Raw genomic sequence first — 15,854 nt, 5'->3', positions numbered from 1 at the left:
GTCCAATCTATTCGCCGGCCGTTTGGCTCGCGGGCCGCTTCGGCAGAAACACCGCCGGGATGACCGTGGACACCACCAACACGACCGCGACGACGAACACCGCCGTATAGGCATGCGAAAGGTCGCGCAGCAGATCGCCCGCGAAGCCCGGGGCGAGGGTCTGCCGGGGTATCGCGGCCGGATCGACTGGCACCCCGCTGGCGGCGGCCTTCTGTTGCAGGGACGCGAGTTTGTTTGCCGCGGAGATGTTCTCGCTTCGATTGAACTGGTTGGTCAGGATCATCGACATCAGCGCCGTTCCCATCGAGCCGCCCACCTGGTGGCTGACGCTCATCAGCGTTGTGCCCCGGGCAATCTGGTGCGGCGCCAACGCCTGCACGGAGGCAACCGACAGCGGCATCATGGTGCATCCCATGCCCAGGCCCATGATCGCCAATCCGACCAGCAGCGTGGGTAGATACTGCGCCTGCTTGGCCACACCGAAGGCGAAGGTGCCCAGGCCGGCGGTGATCAGCGCGATGCCCACCAACACGACCTTGCCCGGTCCCTGCCGGTCCACGAGCGGCCCGGTCAGGCGCATGGTCAGCATGGCGCCGAGGCCCTGCGGGATCATGTGCGCCCCGGCCTGCATCGGTGACTGATGCAGCACCTGCTGGAAGTAGCTCGGAAGCAGCAGTCCGGCGCCGAAGAAGGCGGTGGCGAAGACGAGCATCGTCACGTTGGCCTGGGTGAGCACCTTGTTCCGGAACAGTCGCAGATCGATGAGTGGGTGGTCCGCGCGGTGCCACGCGTGCAGCACGAACGCGCCGATCAACGCCAGGCCGACGGCCGCCGGTATCAGCACGCGGCGATCGGCGACGGTGCCGCAGCGCGGGATGGACGACACCGCGAAGAGGAACGTCGCGAGGCCCGGCGACAGCAGCAGCACCCCGACCACGTCGAAGGTTTCCGAGCGCGCCGGATGATCACGCGGGAACACGATCGCCGCGAGAACGATGGTCACCAGGCCGATGGGGAGGTTGATCAGGAAGATCCATCTCCAGCTCGAGGTGTCGATGAGCCAGCCGCCCAGGATGGGCCCACCGATGGGGGCGAGCAACATGGGAATGCTCAGGATCGACATGAGGCGGCCGAGCCGCCCGGGGCCCGCTTCGCGGGTCATGATCATGAATCCCAGCGGCATCAGCATGCCGCCGCCGATGCCTTGCGCCACGCGAAACACGATGAGCTGCAGGATGTTTGCTGCCACCGCGCACAGCAGCGAGCCCAGCGCGAAGGCGAGCACGGATCCCATGAAGAGCCGCTTGGTGCCGAATCGGTCGGCGGCCCAGCCCGTTACCGGAATCACGGTCGCCAAGGCGAGCGTGTAGCCGGTCATCGTCCATCCGACGATTGCTTGGGACGAGCCGAATTCGGCGATGAAGGTGCGTTGCGCGACGCTAACGACGGTGACGTCGAGTATCGCCATCACCGTGGCGAGGATGCACACGCCGGAGATCCGCAACAGCCGGGCGTCCAGCTTGTCTGGATAGACATGCACGCCGGGGGCGGGCTGCCGCGTCGGAGTGGTGGTCAGCGGGTCGGCCGCTGCGGAACGGGCCTTCTCCATGGCGTTGCTTAGCATATCGAATCGATTGCCGGCGCCGATGGCCGCGGGCGCCGGCTGCGTCGGCCCCGAATGCCCCTGGCCTGCGTCGCGGCGGACCCGATATACGCCTGCTGTCCGCGTGTCCTTCACCATTCCGACACCTGAGATCGTCAAACTGCAGGTGTGTCTGGAAAATTGATCGTCTCGGTCTCAGGGATAGGGGAGCGCACCCTGGGCGACGTTGAGGCGTTCTGCGCACAAATGGATGCCCGCAACGTGCCGGTGTCGTTGCTGGTGGCCCCGCGGCTGTCCGGCGACTACCGACTCGACCGCGATCCGCGCACAGTCGAGTGGCTGGCCGCGCGGCGCGCCGGGGGCGACGCCATCGTGCTGCACGGCTACGACGACCCGGCAACCAAGAAGCGGCGTGGCGAGTTCGCCATGCTGCGGGCGCACGAGGCCAACCTCCGGCTGACGGCCGCCGACCGGGTGCTCGAGCATCTCGGTTTGCGCACCCGGCTGTTCGCCGCGCCGGGCTGGGTAGTATCACCGGGCGTGGTGAAGGTGTTGCCGCGCAACGGGTTTCGACTGCTGGCTGATCTGCACGGGATCACCGACCTGGTCCGTCACACCACCGTCCGCACCCGCGTGCTCGGCATCGGAGAGGGCTTTCTGACCGAGCCGTGGTGGTGTCGCATGGTTGTGTTGTCCGCGGATCGCATCTCCCGTCGGGGCGGGATCGTGCGCATCGCGATCGCCGGGCGACAGTTGCGCAAGCCCGGGCCGCTGCAGGCGGTGCTGGACGCGGTCGACCTGGCCGCGATGCACGGGTGCACACCGACGGTGTACGAATGGCGGTCCAACAAGGCCGTTGTCGACGCCGCGTGACTAAGCCGTCATAAGTCGGCGATGGAGCCGAAGGTGGGGGCGCCGGGCTCGAGCCTGACCCTGGCGGCTCGGGCCACGAAACTAATGGCGTGGTACCAGCCGCACAAGAAGAGCAGATCGAGCAGGCTGGCGTCGCCGAATTCCGCGCTGAGTCGTCGCCACAGCGCATCGTCGATATCGGCGTGGTCGTGCAGGGCATCCACCGCCCGGATCAGTAGCCGATCGCGATTCTCGGTCCAGCAGTCGTCCTCGTCGTCGCCGGTGACCAGCGAGGCGACCTGCCGCGCATCGAGGCCCACCCGTTCGGCGAAGAATGCGACGTGCACGCCCCACTCGTACTCGCAGCCGCAACGCGCGCAGGTCCGGTTGATCACGATCTCGCGGTCGCGCATCGACAGCGACAGCTGGCGGCTGAGTTCGTAGCGACCCCACGGGCCCATTGCCTGCGCCATGGGAAGGTTCCGGACGAAGGTGCGGAAGAGCCCGATTGGTGGAACTCCGGCCGGCATCATCGTCTGCAACTGGGCGTCGACCTCGGAATCGTAGGGCGGGGCGAGCGGCAAGATCCTCGGTGTTACTGTTTCCGTAACCATGACCTCGCAGCGTATGTTACGGAAACCGAAACGTCAACAGCTCCCGCGTCCGGGCCAACCGGTTCGCGGCTCCGATAGCGGACGGCCACTCATGGCCGCCCTCGACCTTCTCGGCCGCCGCTGGTCGCTACGGGTTCTGTGGGAGCTGCGAGACGGCCCGTTGGGGGCTCGTGCGCTCCGTAGCCGCTGCGACGGCATGTCACCGAGCGTTCTTTACGATCGGCTCGGCGAACTCGCCGCGGCCGGACTGATCGCCAGATCCGACGAGGGGCATTATCAATTGACTCCGATCGGGCGACAGTTGGGCGTGGCCCTCGACCCGCTCGATCAGTGGGCTCGCCAGTGGGCCGAGGAAACTCGCTGAAGAGATCGGTTCGGGCTCGACCGAGCACTCGGCGAAGCGTATCCCGTTGGGCCACAGGGGCTCCGCCGATGACCTTGTTGCTCCGTCGCGACATCGACGCCGCGTGACCAAGCCGTCCGCTTAATCGGCCGGCGCGGGGCACTACCCTGTTGCGACATGAGCGATGCTTTCGCGGCGGATGCGATCGTTGTCGGGGCGGGCTTGGCGGGCCTGGTCGCCGCCTGCGAACTGGTGGATCGCGGCTTGCGGGTGCTGATCGTCGACCAGGAGAACAGTGCCAACGTGGGTGGGCAGGCCTTCTGGTCGTTCGGCGGCCTGTTTTTCGTGGACAGCCCAGAGCAGCGGCGGCTGGGCATCCGCGACAGCCACGAGCTCGCGTTGCAGGACTGGCTGGGGACGGCGGCGTTCGATCGTGAAGAGGACTACTGGCCGCGCCAGTGGGCGCATGCCTACGTCGATTTCGCGGCCGGCGAGAAACGCAGCTGGCTGCGCGACCGGGGCCTGAAGGTCTTTCCGTTGGTGGGCTGGGCCGAGCGCGGCGGCTACGGCGCACAGGGGCACGGCAATTCGGTGCCCCGCTTTCACATCACGTGGGGCACCGGGCCCGCCTTGGTCGAGATCTTCGCGCGCCGGCTGCGGGATCGCTCGACGGTGCGCTTCGCTCACCGACACCAGGTAGACGAGCTGATCGTCGAGGGCGGCGCGGTGACCGGTGTCCGCGGCACCGTGCTCGAGCCATCACCTGAGCCCCGCGGGGTGCCTTCGTCCCGAAAAGCTATGAGGCAATTCGAGTTCCGTGCGTCGGCGGTGATCGTGGCCAGCGGCGGCATCGGAGGAAACCACGATCTGGTGCGCAAGAACTGGCCCAAGCGGATGGGTCGCGTCCCCGGGCAACTGCTGAGCGGGGTGCCGGCCCACGTGGACGGCAGGATGATCGGAATTTCGCAGCAGGCCGGCGCGCGGGTGATCAACCCCGACCGGATGTGGCACTACACCGAGGGCATCACCAATTACGACCCGATCTGGCCGCTGCACGGCATCCGGATCATCCCCGGCCCATCTCCACTGTGGCTGGACGCGTCGGGCAAGCGGCTGCCGGTTCCGCTGTATCCCGGGTTCGACACCCTCGGCACGCTGGAGTACATCACCAAGTCCGGATACGACTACACCTGGTTTGTGTTGAACGCCAAGATCATTGAGAAGGAATTCGCGCTGTCCGGCCAGGAGCAGAACCCCGACCTCACCGGGCGGAGCGTAAGGGAGCTGCTGCGCAACCGGGCCAGCTCCGGCGCGCCCCGGCCGGTGCAGGCCTTCGTCGACCGAGGCGTGGACTTCGTCAGCGCAAACTCGTTGCGCGAGTTGGTGACCGGGATGAACAAGCTGCCCGACGTGGTCCCGCTCGACTACGTGACGGTGGAAGCCGAGGTGACCGCCCGCGATCGCGAGGTGGCCAATAGATTCAGCAAAGACGGCCAGATCACCGCGATCCGCGCCGCGCGTGGCTACCTGGGCGACCGGCTGGGGCGAGTGGTGGCGCCACACCGGTTGACCGATCCGAAGGCCGGGCCGCTGATCGCGGTCAAACTGCACATCCTGACTCGAAAGACGCTGGGCGGCATCGAGACTGACCTGGCCGCGCGGGTGCTCAAGGCCGACGGCGCGCCGCTGCCCGGGCTGTACGCGGCCGGCGAAGTGGCCGGCTTCGGCGGCGGCGGCGTGCACGGCTACCGGGCCCTCGAGGGCACGTTTCTAGGCGGCTGCATATTCTCCGGCCGGGCCGCCGGCCGCGGCGCCGCCGACGACATCACCTAGTTGCGTCTGCTCGCGGTTAGAAGGTGACCCCGCTTTCTTCGGGCAGCACCTGAAAGTCCGTGTCGGTCATCTCGGTGAGTCGGCCGTAGTAGATGCCCCTCGCGTCCGGGGCGATGATCCCCTGGTGAATGGGCACCGCGCGGGCCGGCGCCACCGCACGCAGGTATTCGACGGCCTCGGAGATCTTCATCCAGGGCGCGGCCGCAGGAGCTGCCAGAACGTCCACCGGCTCGTCGGGCACGACCAGCGCGTCGCCGGGATGCATGAACCGTGCGGGATGGTCCGCGTCGCCGACCAGATACGAAATGTTCTCTACCACAGGGATTTCCGGGTGGATCACCGCGTGGCGGCCACCGACGGCCCGGACGGTCAGCTCACCGATTCGCAGCTCGTCGCCGACGTGCACCGCTTGGCACGGCTCGCCGAGCTGGGCGGTGGTCTGCGGATCGGCATACAGCGCGGCGTCCGGGTTGCCCTCGAGCAGCGACGGCAGCCGGGCGATATCGACGTGGTCGGGATGCTGGTGGGTGATCAGGATGGCGGCCAGCCCGGTGATGCCCTCGAAACCGTGCGCGAAACTGCCGGGATCGAACAGCACGCGGGTTTGATCGAACTCGGCAAGTAAGCAGGAATGACCGAAATGCGTCAGTAGCATGTTTACGATTGTGCCCTGACGGGGGTGATACCGATGCGGGTGATCCTGGCGACGATGCTGGTGGCCGGTGGCCTCGCGGTGGCCCTTGTCGTCGTGGTACCGGCACACGCCGAGCCCCAGACGTGCCCGACGGTGTGCGACCAGATCCCGGACAGTGCGTGGATCCCGCAGCGCGCCACTCCGCTCAATTCGGTGTACAACTGGCCCGCGCTGGCCGGACTGGCAACACCGGCGACCGGGGCCGGGCCGCGCTTCCGCTTCGAGACCCTGTGCGCGGCGCCGGCGGCACCGCAGGACCCGCGCGATTCGGCGGTGGCGGCCCGGGCGACTGTCGTGCACCCGGACGGGCAGTGGCAGTTGCAGGCGCAGGTCCTGCACTGGCGCGGTGACACGGCGCGCGGCGGTTCGGCCGCGGCCGGGGTGTTCAGCAATGCCGTCGCCGCCCTGCGGGGCTGCCAGCAGGCGGCGCCGCAGGAGTCGCCATCGATCACCACCGACCAGCCGAACCGGATGGCCGCGGTCATCAGCGGGCCAGTGATCATGCACACCTACCTGGTCGCACACGTCGCGAGCAGCACGATCACCGAGCTCACGCTGTGGTCATCGGGACCGCCGGAGGTACCCTGGCCCTCGATGGCAGACGATCCGGTGCTGGACGCCATGACCGCGCCCCTGTGCGAGGCGTACATCGCTTCGTGCCCGTGACCCGCTTGCGGCACTCCTCGCCGGTAGAGTTAGCGCCGAGCAAGATCTGAGGAGGAGCGCCGGTGGCTCGGGTGGTCGTGCATGTGATGCCCAAAGCGGAGATTCTCGACCCGCAGGGTCAGGCGATTGTCGGCGCGCTGGGCCGGCTCGGCCACGGCGGCGTCTCAAATGTCCGCCAGGGCAAGAGGTTTGAGCTCGAAGTCGACGACTCCATCGATGACGCGGTGCTCGCCGAAATCGCGGAATCACTGTTGGCGAACACCGTGATCGAGGACTGGACGATAAGCCGGGAAGCGCTGTGACGGCACGAATCGGCGTCATCACCTTTCCCGGGACACTCGACGACGTGGACGCGGCGCGGGCCGCGCGCCGTGTCGGCGCCGAGGCGGTCGGCCTGTGGCATGCCGACGCCGACCTCAAGGGAGTCGACGCCGTGGTGGTCCCGGGCGGATTTTCCTACGGCGACTACCTGCGGGCCGGCGCCATCGCCAGATTCGCCCCGGTGATGGCGGAAGTGGTCGATGCCGCACGGCGCGGTATGCCGGTGTTGGGAATCTGCAACGGTTTTCAGGTCCTCTGCGAGGCCGGGCTGCTGCCCGGCGCGCTCACCCGCAACGCGGGTCTGCACTTCGTCTGCCGCGACGTGTGGCTGCGGGTGGCGTCGACCGCGACGGCGTGGACGTCGCGCTTCGAGCCCGACGCCGATCTGCTGGTGCCGCTGAAGTCCGGCGAGGGCCGTTACGTCGCACCCGCGGCCGTGCTCGACGAGCTGGAGGGTGAGGGCCGGGTGGTGTTTCGCTACCACGACAACCCCAACGGCTCGCTGCATGACATCGCCGGCATCAGCTCGGCCAACGGCCGCGTCGTCGGCCTGATGCCGCATCCCGAGCACGCCATCGAGGCGCTGACGGGACCGTCCGACGATGGCCTGGGCCTGTTTTATTCGGCGCTGGACGCCGTGCTCGCCGCTTAGCGGGAAATCCCAGCCGCGCAACGTAATTCGCGGAAGGCCGCGGTGAGCGCGTCGGTCGCTTCGTGCGGGTCGTTGAACGTCCGGTCGTCGGTGAGCACCGCAATGCCGAGCTGGTCGACGTAGCTCCACACGGTGATGTTGACCGGCGCGCCCGGCGACAGCACGCCGGTCGAGTAGATCTCGCTGACCGTGGCGCCGCCGAAGTGGCCACGCTCGCGCGGGCCCACGACGCTGGACACCGCGACGTTCATCACCTTGTTCGGCGCCTCCCGCTGCGCCAGCCAGCGAAACGCGGCCGGGGCCAGCGCGGTCGGCAGGTAGGTCATCATCCGCTCGTAGAGTCGGGGGCCCAGAATTTCGTGGTCTTCCTTGGCGATTCGGGTCGCCAGCGCGACCAGCCGCGCCCGTTCGGCCGCGTCGGCGATGTGCACGGGCAGTGAAACCATCAGGCCGCTGATCTCGTTGCCCGTGATCCGGTCGGACTTGTCGGTGGCGGTGGGCACCGACGCGATGATGGGCCGGTCGGCCGCTCCGTCGTAGGTCAACAACAGCTTCCGAAGGCCCCCGGCCGCGGTCGCCAGCACCATGTCGTTCATCGTGATGCCCAACGCCTTGGCGGTCGCCTTGACGTCGGGCAGCGGCAGCGTCGCACTGGCGAATTGCCGCCGCGGTGACACGACGTGGTTGAGGAAGGTCGGCGGTGCGTCGAACGGGTCGGCCAGGTCGGGGTGTTTTCCGCGCTGCCGGGACCGGCGGCGGACCCGTGACAACCCCACGGCCGCGTCTTTGACCAGGCCCGGCAGCTTGGCGGCCTGCCGCGCGTGGTCGCGTCCGGCGGCGCGCAGCAGGTCGGATGTCGACGGGGTGACGCAGGATTCGTCGTCGTCCCGCTCGTCGGTCGGCCCGTCCTCGAGATCCATCGCGCGCGCCAGCAGGTTGACGGAGGCGACGCCGTCGGCCAGCGCGTGGTGGATCTTGCCGATCAGCGCGAATCGGCCGCCGGTCAGGCCCTCGGCGAAATGAAACTCCCACAGTGGGCGGCCGCGATCCAGCGGCGTGGAGGCCACCTCGCCGATGACGCCGTCGAGCTCCCGGCGGCCGCCCGGCGCGGGCACCCGCACCCGCCGCAGGTGGTAGTCCAGGTCGACCTCGCAGTTCTCCAGCCACATCGGGTGATGCAGTCGCCAGGGAATGTCGACGAGCTTGTAGCGCAACGGTTCTAGCAGATGCAGCCGTCGGCGCACGTGGTGCCGGAACGCCTCGAAGCCGAAGTCAGAGTCGCAGCTGGAGGGGTCGAGGACCGCGACTTTCAGCGTGTGCGTGTGCAGATTCGGCGTCTCGCTGTACAGCAGCATGGCGTCCATGCCGTTGAGCCTCTTCACACGCCACCTCGCCCCGCCGACGCGTCAGCCCAGAATGGGGAACCGGCGCTCGTCGGCCAGACGCTTGAGCGCGGCCTCCATCACGGCTCGCACATGCGCGTCGACCTCGTCGATGTCGGGATCGTCGCCGAAGCGGTCGGCGATGTCGATCGGCTCGAGGACCTCCGTCACGATCTTGGCCGGCAGCGGCAGATTGGGCGGGAAGATCACGCTCAGGCCGAACGGGAAACCGACGCTGATCGGCAATATGTTGATCCGGGCCTTCGTCAGTCGCAGCGTGCGCGCCAGCCAGTTGCCGCGGGTCAGGAACAACTGCGTCTCCTGGGCGCCGATGGACACGGTGGGCACGATCGGCACCCCGGCTTCGATCGCCGTCCTGACGTAGCCGGTGCGACCGTCGAAGTCGATGGTGTTCGCGCTGAAGGTGGACCGGTAGGAGTCGTAGTCGCCGCCCGGGAAGACCAGCACCACCGCACCCGAATGCAAAGCGGCGGCCGCGTTTTCGCGGCTCGCCTCGATGACCCCGAGGCGGCGCAGCCACCCGTCCAGCGGACCCATGAACAGCCCGTAATGGCCCAGGGTGTAGACGGGGCGGTCGTAGCCGAACCTCTCGTAGAAGGCCGGCGAGAAGATCAACACGTCGGGAGTGAACATGCCGCCGGAGTGATTCGACACGACGAGCGCGCCGCCGGTCGACGGGACGTTGTCGATGTTTCGCACCTCGGCGCGATACCACCGCTTGATCCACGGACCGATGGCGTTGGAGACCTGCTCGGTGAAGGCCGGATCCCACTTGGCGGTCTCGCGGTTGTCCGCCGCCGCGCCGTTGCTGCCCTTCATGGTTCGCCCTCAAGTTCCGCCGGTCGTGTGCTATTTGCTATTGCCAGCGCGATGGCGGTCCCAAACCTCAGCGCGGTTCTGACATATGCTACTCTCGATTTTGGAGAATGTCATATCCGTTTGCTGGCCCTGGCGCGCACGGGAGAAAATGACCGAAAAGGTTCTTGTCACAGGGGGATTCGGGCTCGTCGGCTCGCAGACTGTGCGCCGGCTAGTTGCCGTTGGCCATGATGTGGTGGCTACGGACCTCGGAACTCCCGCTCAGCGCAAAGCTGCGGGATCGCTACCCTCGGGCGCCGAGGCGAGCTGGGCAGACCTGACCGACCCGGACGAGGTCGCCCGTCTGGTCACCGAGGCTGCGCCAACGGTGATCATCCACCTCGCCGCGGTGATCCCGCCCTCCATCTACCGTCATCACGAGCTGGCTCGTCGCGTCAATGTCGACGCGACCGCGGCGCTGTTGCGTGCCGCAGCGTCCAGCCCCCGCCCGGTGCGGTTCATCCAGGCGTCGAGCAACGCCGTGCACGGCTCGCGCAACCCGCACCGTCATCCGGAGCTGGTCCGCGCTGACACCCCGGTCGCGCCGTCGGATGTGTACGGAGCGCACAAGGCCGAGGCCGAGCGCCTGGTCCAGGACTCGGGTCTGGAGTGGGTGATCCTTCGTCTCGCCGGCGTGATGAGCGTCGATCTCGACGCCATGCCGCTGAACATGGATGCACCGTACTTGGAAAGCGCGCTGCCGACCGACGGACGCATTCACACCGTCGACGTCCGTGATGTGGCGCTCGCGTTCGCGACCGCCACCACGGCCGATGTTGTCGGTGAGATTCTGCTCATCGGAGGCGACGAGTCCCACCTGCTCCGACAGGGCGACGTCGGAAAGGCATTGGCCGCCACCCGGGGACTGGTCAATGCCTTGCCACCCGGGCGCCCCGGGGACCCTGAGAGTGACGAGGACTGGTACGTCACCGACTGGATGGACACCACCCGATCTCAGGGAGCCTTGAAATTCCAGCGCCACCCCTGGCCGGACATGCTCGCCGAGATGCGCGCCGCCGCCGGGTGGAAGCGCTACCCACTGCGGGTTATCTCGCCGGTCGCACGTCAGTTGTTGAAACGCCGGGCGGCGTACCGGAATTCGCCCGGCCGCTACGCCGACCCGTGGGGAGCATTCCGGGCCGAGTTCGGCGAGCCATGGCCCGACGGGAAGAGGCGCGGCGCAACGAACTAGTGGGCCACTTCAGCTGGCGTCCAACACCAGCGGCTCGGCCATCGACGGCCGCTCGACGATCGGACTCAACTCACCGAAGAATTCGATCGCCGCAGCGATGGCATGATCGACGAAGGTCGCGAAATCCTCGAGGGCCACGCTGCCCCGGATCCAGTGCGAACGGCGTGCGACGACACCGATGCGCTGTGGATCGGACGAGCGGTGCACGATCGCGGTGACATCGCGATCCTGTCGATTCCACGTGTCGGCGCGATGCGTCAGCCAGGGGCGGTCGGAAGCGGGGAAGAAGCATGCGGGAGCAACCCGGATGAGCAACACATCGTGATGCCCGGGCGCGATCTCGAGGTGCACATGGAGCCGGCGCGGACGGGTGTTGGCGACGTAGAAGTATTCGCCATCGTGCGCGCCTCGGAAGTAGCGGCTGCCGCGCGTGCGCAGATAGCGTTCGATCAGGTTTGCGCAGAGCGGCTCACTCGTCATGCAGTCAATGCTGAGGACGGAGGCTATGCGGATCCTTGAGCCGAGCGAGGCGTGACCGAAGAATCAGTTGAGAATTTGCTGAGCGGGCGGGCCCGGTCAGGGCAGAACTCGCACCGGAACGTTGGACCAGCCCGCGACGTTGGTCATGCTCACTCGTTTGCAGCCCTCCCAGATCACCTCGTAGCGGGGCATCAGGTCCAACAGTTTCTCCAGCGCAACCGCGCTCTCCAGACGGGCCAGCGCGGCACCCAGACAACTGTGCACGCCATAGCCGAAACCGAGGTTCTGCGCCTCGCCGCGGTCACGTTCGATGTCGAATTTGTCGGCATCGCTGAAGGCCTCAGGATCGCGATTGGCTGAGCCGCCCAGCAGGAATACGGGCTTGCCCGCCGGAATCGTCATCCCATGCAGGTGAACGTCTTTGAGCGAACAGCGGACGTTGTACTGTGCCGGCGCCTCGAATCGCAACACCTCCTCGACCGCGGCCGGAACCTTCGAGCGATCGTCGAGCAGTTTCTGCCACTGGTCGGGGTTGCGAGCGAACTGCACGATCGCGTTCCCGACCAGCTTGGTGACCGTTTCGGCACCCGCGGCTCCCAGAAGCGTTGCAAAACCGGTGATTTCGATATCATCCAGCTTCGTGGTGCCGCCGTCGTCGCGTTCCACCTCGGCGGCGATCAGGCCGCTGATCATGTCGTCCTGCGGTTGCTTGCGTCGTTCCTTAATCAAGTTGTAGTAGAACGCCCCGACCGAAGTGACCGCCTCCCAATTGCTTTCGTTCATCTCGGTCTGGCCCGGCTCGCGGTGCAATGACGCGTCGACCCAGTGCCGGATCTGTTGGCGGTGTTCGGCGGGCACCCCGAGCACAGTGCTGATCACTTCGACGGGGAAAAGCGCTGAGAAGTCGGCGACCACATCGAATTGCTTGCCGTCGACCTGCCCGAGGTGGTACTCGATCAGCTCGGTGACCGTGTCTTTCAGCGCGGTGATCGCGCGTGGCGTAAATACCTTGTTGACCAGGCTGCGCATCCGCCGATGTTCCGGCGGATCCATGAAGATCATCGACTTGTTCTCCGCCGGGACCCCGCCTTTCTTGATCATGGACAGCTCGATCCCGCGCGCCGACGAATACGTTTCGAAGTCCTTGAACGCGGCGGCGACATCCTTGTGGCGGGTCAGCGCGTAGAAGTCGTGCTCCTCGCTGTAGTAGACGGGCGCCTCCTCGCGCATCCGCCGGTAGGTCGGGTACGGGTCGGTGAAGAACTCCTCCGAGAACGGGTCGAAGACCAGCTGCGCAGTCGCCATCGTCTCCTCCTCCACCGCGGCTACCTGGGTTGCTGAGCACTTGCTTAGCATCAAGCGTACCCAGCGGTCAAGGCCGAGGCAGGCCGCGCGCTAGCGTCGAATTCGACGCGGCTTTACCGATCAGGAGGGTTGACCGTGGGACTAGCGGTGCAACGGTTCGACCACATCGTGTTGAATTGCCGCGACATCGAGGCCACCGCATCGTGGTATGAGCGGGTGCTCGGCATGAGGCGAGAGACGTTCGGTCCGTCCAACAGAACCGCCCTGTGCTTCGGAGAGCAGAAGATCAACCTGCGACCGGTTGGCGCCTTGGCCGACGACCCCGACTGGGTGACCGGATCCGTCGAAGCGGCCGGTTCCGCGGACTTGTGCTTCGTCACCCGTTCCGCGCCCGACGAGATCCGGGCCCACCTCGCGCGGTGCGGAGTCGAAGTGATCTCGGGACCGGTGACCAAGGTAGGCGCATTGGGTGCGATGACGTCGCACTACTGCCGTGACGTCGACGGGAACCTCATCGAAATCGCCGTCTACTGAGCGCCTTCGAGCGGATACAGCGCGGGTAGGTTGATGACGATCGCCTCCTGCGTGCTGCGCGCAATCACGACTTCCGCCGTCGTGTTCGGATCGGGGTTCTCTTCCCGGTGCGGCAGGTATGGCGGAATGAAGACGTAGTCGCCGGGCGCGGCCGAGATGCGCACCTCCTGGACACCGTCGTGAAACACGAACTCCGGGTTGCCGCTTCTCACGTAGATCGCGGTCTCCGATTCGCCGTGATGGTGGTTGGACGAGACGGCTTCGGGCAGCGCGTGTGTCTCACCCATCCACAGCTTCTCCGCACCGACCGACTTTCCGGAGAGCGCCGCGAAGCGCCTTAATCCCTCCGACTGTGCGGTGTCGGAGCTGATGTCCGAGGCCCTGATGTGGTGTACCCGGTTGCGTGCGGGTGACGTCGTCTCGTCGAAGTCGGGATGAAATCCATCCGAGGTTGCCATCGCACCATTCTGCCTCTCGGGCATGCCGCGGCAGCCGGGCTCAGTGCGGCCTCGTAGTGAGTCGCTCGGCGAGCTCGCGCATGTCGCGGACCACCAGGTCTGGCTGCGGCAGGCCGTCAACCGGCAGCGGTGGGTTGCCCGGGCGCGCAATGAGGGCGCCGCTGAAACCGACGTTTTGCGCGCCGAGGGTATCCCACACGTGGGCGGCCACCATCATGCAATCCGTGGGGGCGACCCCGAGCGTTTCGCACACGTACCGATACACAACCGGAGACGGTTTGAAGGCGCGGCGGGCGTCCACGCTCAACTGTCGTTCGAAGAACCCAGCCAGTCCCGAATTCTGCAGCGCAGTCGGTCCGTCCGGGTTGGGCGGTGAATTGGTCAGGGTGACCAGTCGAAAACCATTGTCGCGCAACCCGGCAAGGCCCTCGGCCGCATCTGGGTGTGGCGGCATCGAGAGCAGGCCCGACTTCAGGCGGAGCAGATCGTCGTCGGTGACATCCACCTCGTAAATGTCACCCAGCATGCGCAGCACCCCCTGGGCGAGGGAGGCGAAGTTCACGTAGTTCTCCGCCAACGTCGCGGCCATCGAGTACATGACGAGCTGTCCAAACCATTCGCGGAGCACCCGCGCGTCGCCGAACAAGTCCGTGAAAACCGGTGCTAGGGAATCGATATCGACCAGCGTCTCGTTCACGTCGAATACGAGGACGGACGGCGGGTGCTCTGGGTTCATGCCGGCTGGTGGTTGCGTTCTTGGACCACCCACCCATTGCCGTCGGGGTCGCGGAAATCGGCAAAGCTGGCGTAATCGGCGCGTTCGGGATCAACGCCGGGGAGGAATCCGCCTCGCCAGCCGCCGTCGGTGTTCTTGTGGCGGATGTCGCTGACGGTCACCCCGCGATCGGCTAGTTCCGAGCAGCAGCTCTCGATGTCGGAGACCACCAGATACAGACCGTGCACCGAGCCCGGAGGCGCGTCGGTCAGGCCGGCACCGAACTGGATGGAGGTGTGAGATCCCTGGGGCGTCAGCTGGACGACCCGGAAACTGGGTGCGGGTGCGTAGTCGACATCGAGGTTGAAGCCGACCTGGTCTCGGTAGAAACGCAGCGAGCGATCGGGATCCGACACCGGCAGGATGACGACCTCGAGCAGCGCTTTCATCGCCTGCCTCCGGTGGGTGTCTTACCGAGCACCTCGTCGGTGTCGAGGCCTCGGTCGACACCATGGGGAATGACGGTTTGGCCGGGCTCGAGCTGCAGCTGTTTGTCATCGAGATACACGTCGATCTTGTCGGGCTCGAAGGACACCAGATTGGTTACCCGCCCCACTTCGGGCCAGGCGTTGATGTAGGACCATGCGGCGCGCTTGTGGCCGCCGATGTCGTAGTAGGAACAGATCCCCTTGTAGGGGCAAAACGTCTGTATATCAATGAGTTTGAGGGCGGCTTCGTCGATGTCCTCGCGCGGGACATACCACCGGGGTGCAAAGCCCGATTCATACAGCGCCAGTGGGTTCTTCGTGTCGGCGATCACCTGCTCGCCATCCTGCACAACGAGATGCCGTGAGGTAGAGCGGATGTCGATGCGGTGATAGGCATCGGCGGCGTGCCCGACGATGCGTTCGTCCTCTTCGTAGAAGGCGTCCATGGCGCGCCAGGCGAAGGCCAGCCGCCCGTCCAGCACGGCCGCGTGTTGCGGCAAGCCGGTGTGTTGCCAGGCGGCGTGGTTGGCCTCTCGCTGCGCAACCTTGACGGTGAACCACTTCGTGTCGCCGAGGTCGTGGTGTTGAGTGACCCGGTCCTCGTCGACGAGGATGTCCGGTTCGACATCGCCGTGCGGGAAATAAGCCACCGGGTAACGCCCTGGCTCGTGAAGCAGGACGACGTCCTCGCTGTCGGCGACCCACTTGTCAGCGAAGCGCACCCGCATGCGGCGGCGCAACGGCTCCGCATACAGCAGGCGCGGCGGCAACGGCTGGTCGATGAGGAAGTGTCCGATCGAACTCGTGGCCAGCGGGCCTTGTTGCCATGCCAAACCCATCGTC

The 15,854-nt window shown here is 66.6% G+C and carries 19 protein-coding genes; 8 read left to right on the top strand and 11 right to left on the bottom strand.

Translation table 11 applies throughout. The features are described 5' to 3' along the window. Nucleotides 1-7: 7 nt before the first annotated feature. A complete protein-coding gene (locus A5747_RS05630) occupies nucleotides 8-1,624 on the bottom strand; it encodes a DHA2 family efflux MFS transporter permease subunit (protein WP_198938127.1) in 1,617 nt (538 codons plus the stop codon). A 147-nt stretch (nucleotides 1,625-1,771) separates the two neighbouring features. Here A5747_RS05630 and A5747_RS05625 point away from each other — a divergent pair, with 147 nt between their 5' ends. Next, the gene (locus tag A5747_RS05625) at nucleotides 1,772-2,476 is read left to right on the top strand and encodes a DUF2334 domain-containing protein (protein ID WP_076122661.1); all 705 of its coding nucleotides are present in this window, start codon (nucleotides 1,772-1,774) and stop codon (nucleotides 2,474-2,476) included. 8 nt (nucleotides 2,477-2,484) lie between these two features. Here A5747_RS05625 and A5747_RS05620 read toward each other — a convergent pair whose 3' ends face one another. After that, entirely contained in the window at nucleotides 2,485-3,069 is a 585-nt protein-coding gene (locus A5747_RS05620) for a carboxymuconolactone decarboxylase family protein (protein ID WP_076122660.1), read from the bottom strand. A 91-nt stretch (nucleotides 3,070-3,160) separates the two neighbouring features. Here A5747_RS05620 and A5747_RS05615 point away from each other — a divergent pair, with 91 nt between their 5' ends. After that, nucleotides 3,161-3,433, top strand: a complete 273-nt coding sequence (locus A5747_RS05615) for a helix-turn-helix domain-containing protein (protein WP_233147958.1) — start codon at nucleotides 3,161-3,163, stop codon at nucleotides 3,431-3,433. 156 nt (nucleotides 3,434-3,589) lie between these two features. Next, on the top strand, nucleotides 3,590-5,245 hold the full coding sequence (locus A5747_RS05610) for an FAD-binding dehydrogenase (RefSeq protein WP_076122659.1): 1,656 nt from the start codon (nucleotides 3,590-3,592) through the stop codon (nucleotides 5,243-5,245). 16 nt (nucleotides 5,246-5,261) lie between these two features. On the opposite strand, the gene A5747_RS05605 is transcribed toward A5747_RS05610, so the two are convergent. Beyond that, a complete protein-coding gene (locus A5747_RS05605) occupies nucleotides 5,262-5,900 on the bottom strand; it encodes an MBL fold metallo-hydrolase (RefSeq protein WP_076122658.1) in 639 nt (212 codons plus the stop codon). Between the two features lie 33 nt (nucleotides 5,901-5,933). Between A5747_RS05605 and A5747_RS05600 the strand changes: the two genes are divergently transcribed. From A5747_RS05600 to purQ, 3 genes are all read left to right on the top strand, one after another. After that, nucleotides 5,934-6,605 carry an ATPase gene (locus tag A5747_RS05600; RefSeq protein WP_076122657.1) on the top strand — a complete coding sequence of 224 codons (672 nt, stop codon included), beginning with the start codon at nucleotides 5,934-5,936 and terminating at the stop codon, nucleotides 6,603-6,605. Nucleotides 6,606-6,667: 62 nt separating this feature from the next. After that, nucleotides 6,668-6,907, top strand: a complete 240-nt coding sequence (purS, locus tag A5747_RS05595; RefSeq protein WP_076122656.1) for a phosphoribosylformylglycinamidine synthase subunit PurS — start codon at nucleotides 6,668-6,670, stop codon at nucleotides 6,905-6,907. After that, a complete protein-coding gene (purQ, locus tag A5747_RS05590) occupies nucleotides 6,904-7,578 on the top strand; it encodes a phosphoribosylformylglycinamidine synthase subunit PurQ (RefSeq protein ID WP_076122655.1) in 675 nt (224 codons plus the stop codon). The genes purS and purQ overlap by 4 nt, the downstream gene beginning before the upstream one ends. Here the strand turns inward: purQ and A5747_RS05585 are convergent. Next, complete coding sequence (locus tag A5747_RS05585; RefSeq protein ID WP_198938126.1) at nucleotides 7,575-8,960, bottom strand: wax ester/triacylglycerol synthase family O-acyltransferase; 1,386 nt, start codon at nucleotides 8,958-8,960, stop codon at nucleotides 7,575-7,577. The two genes, purQ and A5747_RS05585, sit on opposite strands and share 4 nt — an antisense overlap. Before the next feature lie 24 nt (nucleotides 8,961-8,984). Beyond that, on the bottom strand, nucleotides 8,985-9,800 hold the full coding sequence (locus tag A5747_RS05580) for a lysophospholipid acyltransferase family protein (RefSeq protein ID WP_076122653.1): 816 nt from the start codon (nucleotides 9,798-9,800) through the stop codon (nucleotides 8,985-8,987). A 148-nt stretch (nucleotides 9,801-9,948) separates the two neighbouring features. On the opposite strand from A5747_RS05580, the gene A5747_RS05575 reads away from it, so the two are divergent. Beyond that, nucleotides 9,949-11,031 (top strand): NAD(P)-dependent oxidoreductase, encoded by a 1,083-nt coding sequence (locus A5747_RS05575; RefSeq protein ID WP_076122652.1) that lies wholly within the window; start codon nucleotides 9,949-9,951, stop codon nucleotides 11,029-11,031. A gap of 9 nt (nucleotides 11,032-11,040) precedes the next feature. On the opposite strand, the gene A5747_RS05570 is transcribed toward A5747_RS05575, so the two are convergent. After that, nucleotides 11,041-11,511 (bottom strand): YbjN domain-containing protein, encoded by a 471-nt coding sequence (locus A5747_RS05570; RefSeq protein WP_076122651.1) that lies wholly within the window; start codon nucleotides 11,509-11,511, stop codon nucleotides 11,041-11,043. A gap of 96 nt (nucleotides 11,512-11,607) precedes the next feature. After that, the gene (locus tag A5747_RS05565; RefSeq protein WP_076122763.1) at nucleotides 11,608-12,816 is read right to left on the bottom strand and encodes a cytochrome P450; all 1,209 of its coding nucleotides are present in this window, start codon (nucleotides 12,814-12,816) and stop codon (nucleotides 11,608-11,610) included. A gap of 135 nt (nucleotides 12,817-12,951) precedes the next feature. On the opposite strand from A5747_RS05565, the gene A5747_RS05560 reads away from it, so the two are divergent. Further along, complete coding sequence (locus A5747_RS05560; protein ID WP_076122650.1) at nucleotides 12,952-13,350, top strand: VOC family protein; 399 nt, start codon at nucleotides 12,952-12,954, stop codon at nucleotides 13,348-13,350. Here A5747_RS05560 and A5747_RS05555 read toward each other — a convergent pair. The 4 genes from A5747_RS05555 to A5747_RS05540 are packed head-to-tail and all read right to left on the bottom strand — an operon-like array spanning nucleotide 13,344 to nucleotide 15,850. Further along, on the bottom strand, nucleotides 13,344-13,808 hold the full coding sequence (locus A5747_RS05555) for a cupin domain-containing protein (RefSeq protein ID WP_076122649.1): 465 nt from the start codon (nucleotides 13,806-13,808) through the stop codon (nucleotides 13,344-13,346). The genes A5747_RS05560 and A5747_RS05555 overlap by 7 nt on opposite strands. A gap of 40 nt (nucleotides 13,809-13,848) precedes the next feature. After that, entirely contained in the window at nucleotides 13,849-14,544 is a 696-nt protein-coding gene (locus A5747_RS05550; protein ID WP_076122648.1) for a haloacid dehalogenase type II, read from the bottom strand. Continuing rightward, complete coding sequence (locus tag A5747_RS05545; protein WP_076122647.1) at nucleotides 14,541-14,972, bottom strand: VOC family protein; 432 nt, start codon at nucleotides 14,970-14,972, stop codon at nucleotides 14,541-14,543. The genes A5747_RS05550 and A5747_RS05545 overlap by 4 nt, the downstream gene beginning before the upstream one ends. After that, nucleotides 14,969-15,850 (bottom strand): DUF427 domain-containing protein, encoded by an 882-nt coding sequence (locus A5747_RS05540; RefSeq protein WP_076122646.1) that lies wholly within the window; start codon nucleotides 15,848-15,850, stop codon nucleotides 14,969-14,971. Before A5747_RS05540 ends, A5747_RS05545 begins: the two co-directional genes overlap by 4 nt. Nucleotides 15,851-15,854: the final 4 nt, after the last annotated feature.

The organism is Mycobacterium sp. IS-836 (genome assembly GCF_001954275.1).
GTDB lineage: Bacteria > Actinomycetota > Actinomycetes > Mycobacteriales > Mycobacteriaceae > Mycobacterium.
The sequence above is the reverse complement of the archived record's forward strand: the minus strand, read 5'-3'. Positions and strand labels throughout refer to the sequence as shown.

Excerpts from the sequence above, each read along its gene's own strand:
- A5747_RS05620 (WP_076122660.1), bottom strand. The coding sequence starts at position 3,069 with ATGGTTACGGAAACAGTAACACCGAGGATCTTGCCGCTCGCCCCGCCC.
- A5747_RS05555 (WP_076122649.1), bottom strand. The coding sequence starts at position 13,808 with ATGGCAACCTCGGATGGATTTCATCCCGACTTCGACGAGACGACGTCA.
- A5747_RS05570 (WP_076122651.1), bottom strand. The coding sequence starts at position 11,511 with ATGACGAGTGAGCCGCTCTGCGCAAACCTGATCGAACGCTATCTGCGC.
- A5747_RS05630 (WP_198938127.1), bottom strand. The coding sequence starts at position 1,624 with ATGCTAAGCAACGCCATGGAGAAGGCCCGTTCCGCAGCGGCCGACCCG.
- A5747_RS05545 (WP_076122647.1), bottom strand. The coding sequence starts at position 14,972 with ATGAAAGCGCTGCTCGAGGTCGTCATCCTGCCGGTGTCGGATCCCGAT.
- A5747_RS05615 (WP_233147958.1), top strand. The coding sequence starts at position 3,161 with ATGGCCGCCCTCGACCTTCTCGGCCGCCGCTGGTCGCTACGGGTTCTG.
- A5747_RS05550 (WP_076122648.1), bottom strand. The coding sequence starts at position 14,544 with ATGAACCCAGAGCACCCGCCGTCCGTCCTCGTATTCGACGTGAACGAG.
- A5747_RS05565 (WP_076122763.1), bottom strand. The coding sequence starts at position 12,816 with ATGGCGACTGCGCAGCTGGTCTTCGACCCGTTCTCGGAGGAGTTCTTC.
- A5747_RS05605 (WP_076122658.1), bottom strand. The coding sequence starts at position 5,900 with ATGCTACTGACGCATTTCGGTCATTCCTGCTTACTTGCCGAGTTCGAT.
- A5747_RS05610 (WP_076122659.1), top strand. The coding sequence starts at position 3,590 with ATGAGCGATGCTTTCGCGGCGGATGCGATCGTTGTCGGGGCGGGCTTG.
- A5747_RS05575 (WP_076122652.1), top strand. The coding sequence starts at position 9,949 with ATGACCGAAAAGGTTCTTGTCACAGGGGGATTCGGGCTCGTCGGCTCG.
- A5747_RS05540 (WP_076122646.1), bottom strand. The coding sequence starts at position 15,850 with ATGGGTTTGGCATGGCAACAAGGCCCGCTGGCCACGAGTTCGATCGGA.
- A5747_RS05600 (WP_076122657.1), top strand. The coding sequence starts at position 5,934 with ATGCGGGTGATCCTGGCGACGATGCTGGTGGCCGGTGGCCTCGCGGTG.
- A5747_RS05580 (WP_076122653.1), bottom strand. The coding sequence starts at position 9,800 with ATGAAGGGCAGCAACGGCGCGGCGGCGGACAACCGCGAGACCGCCAAG.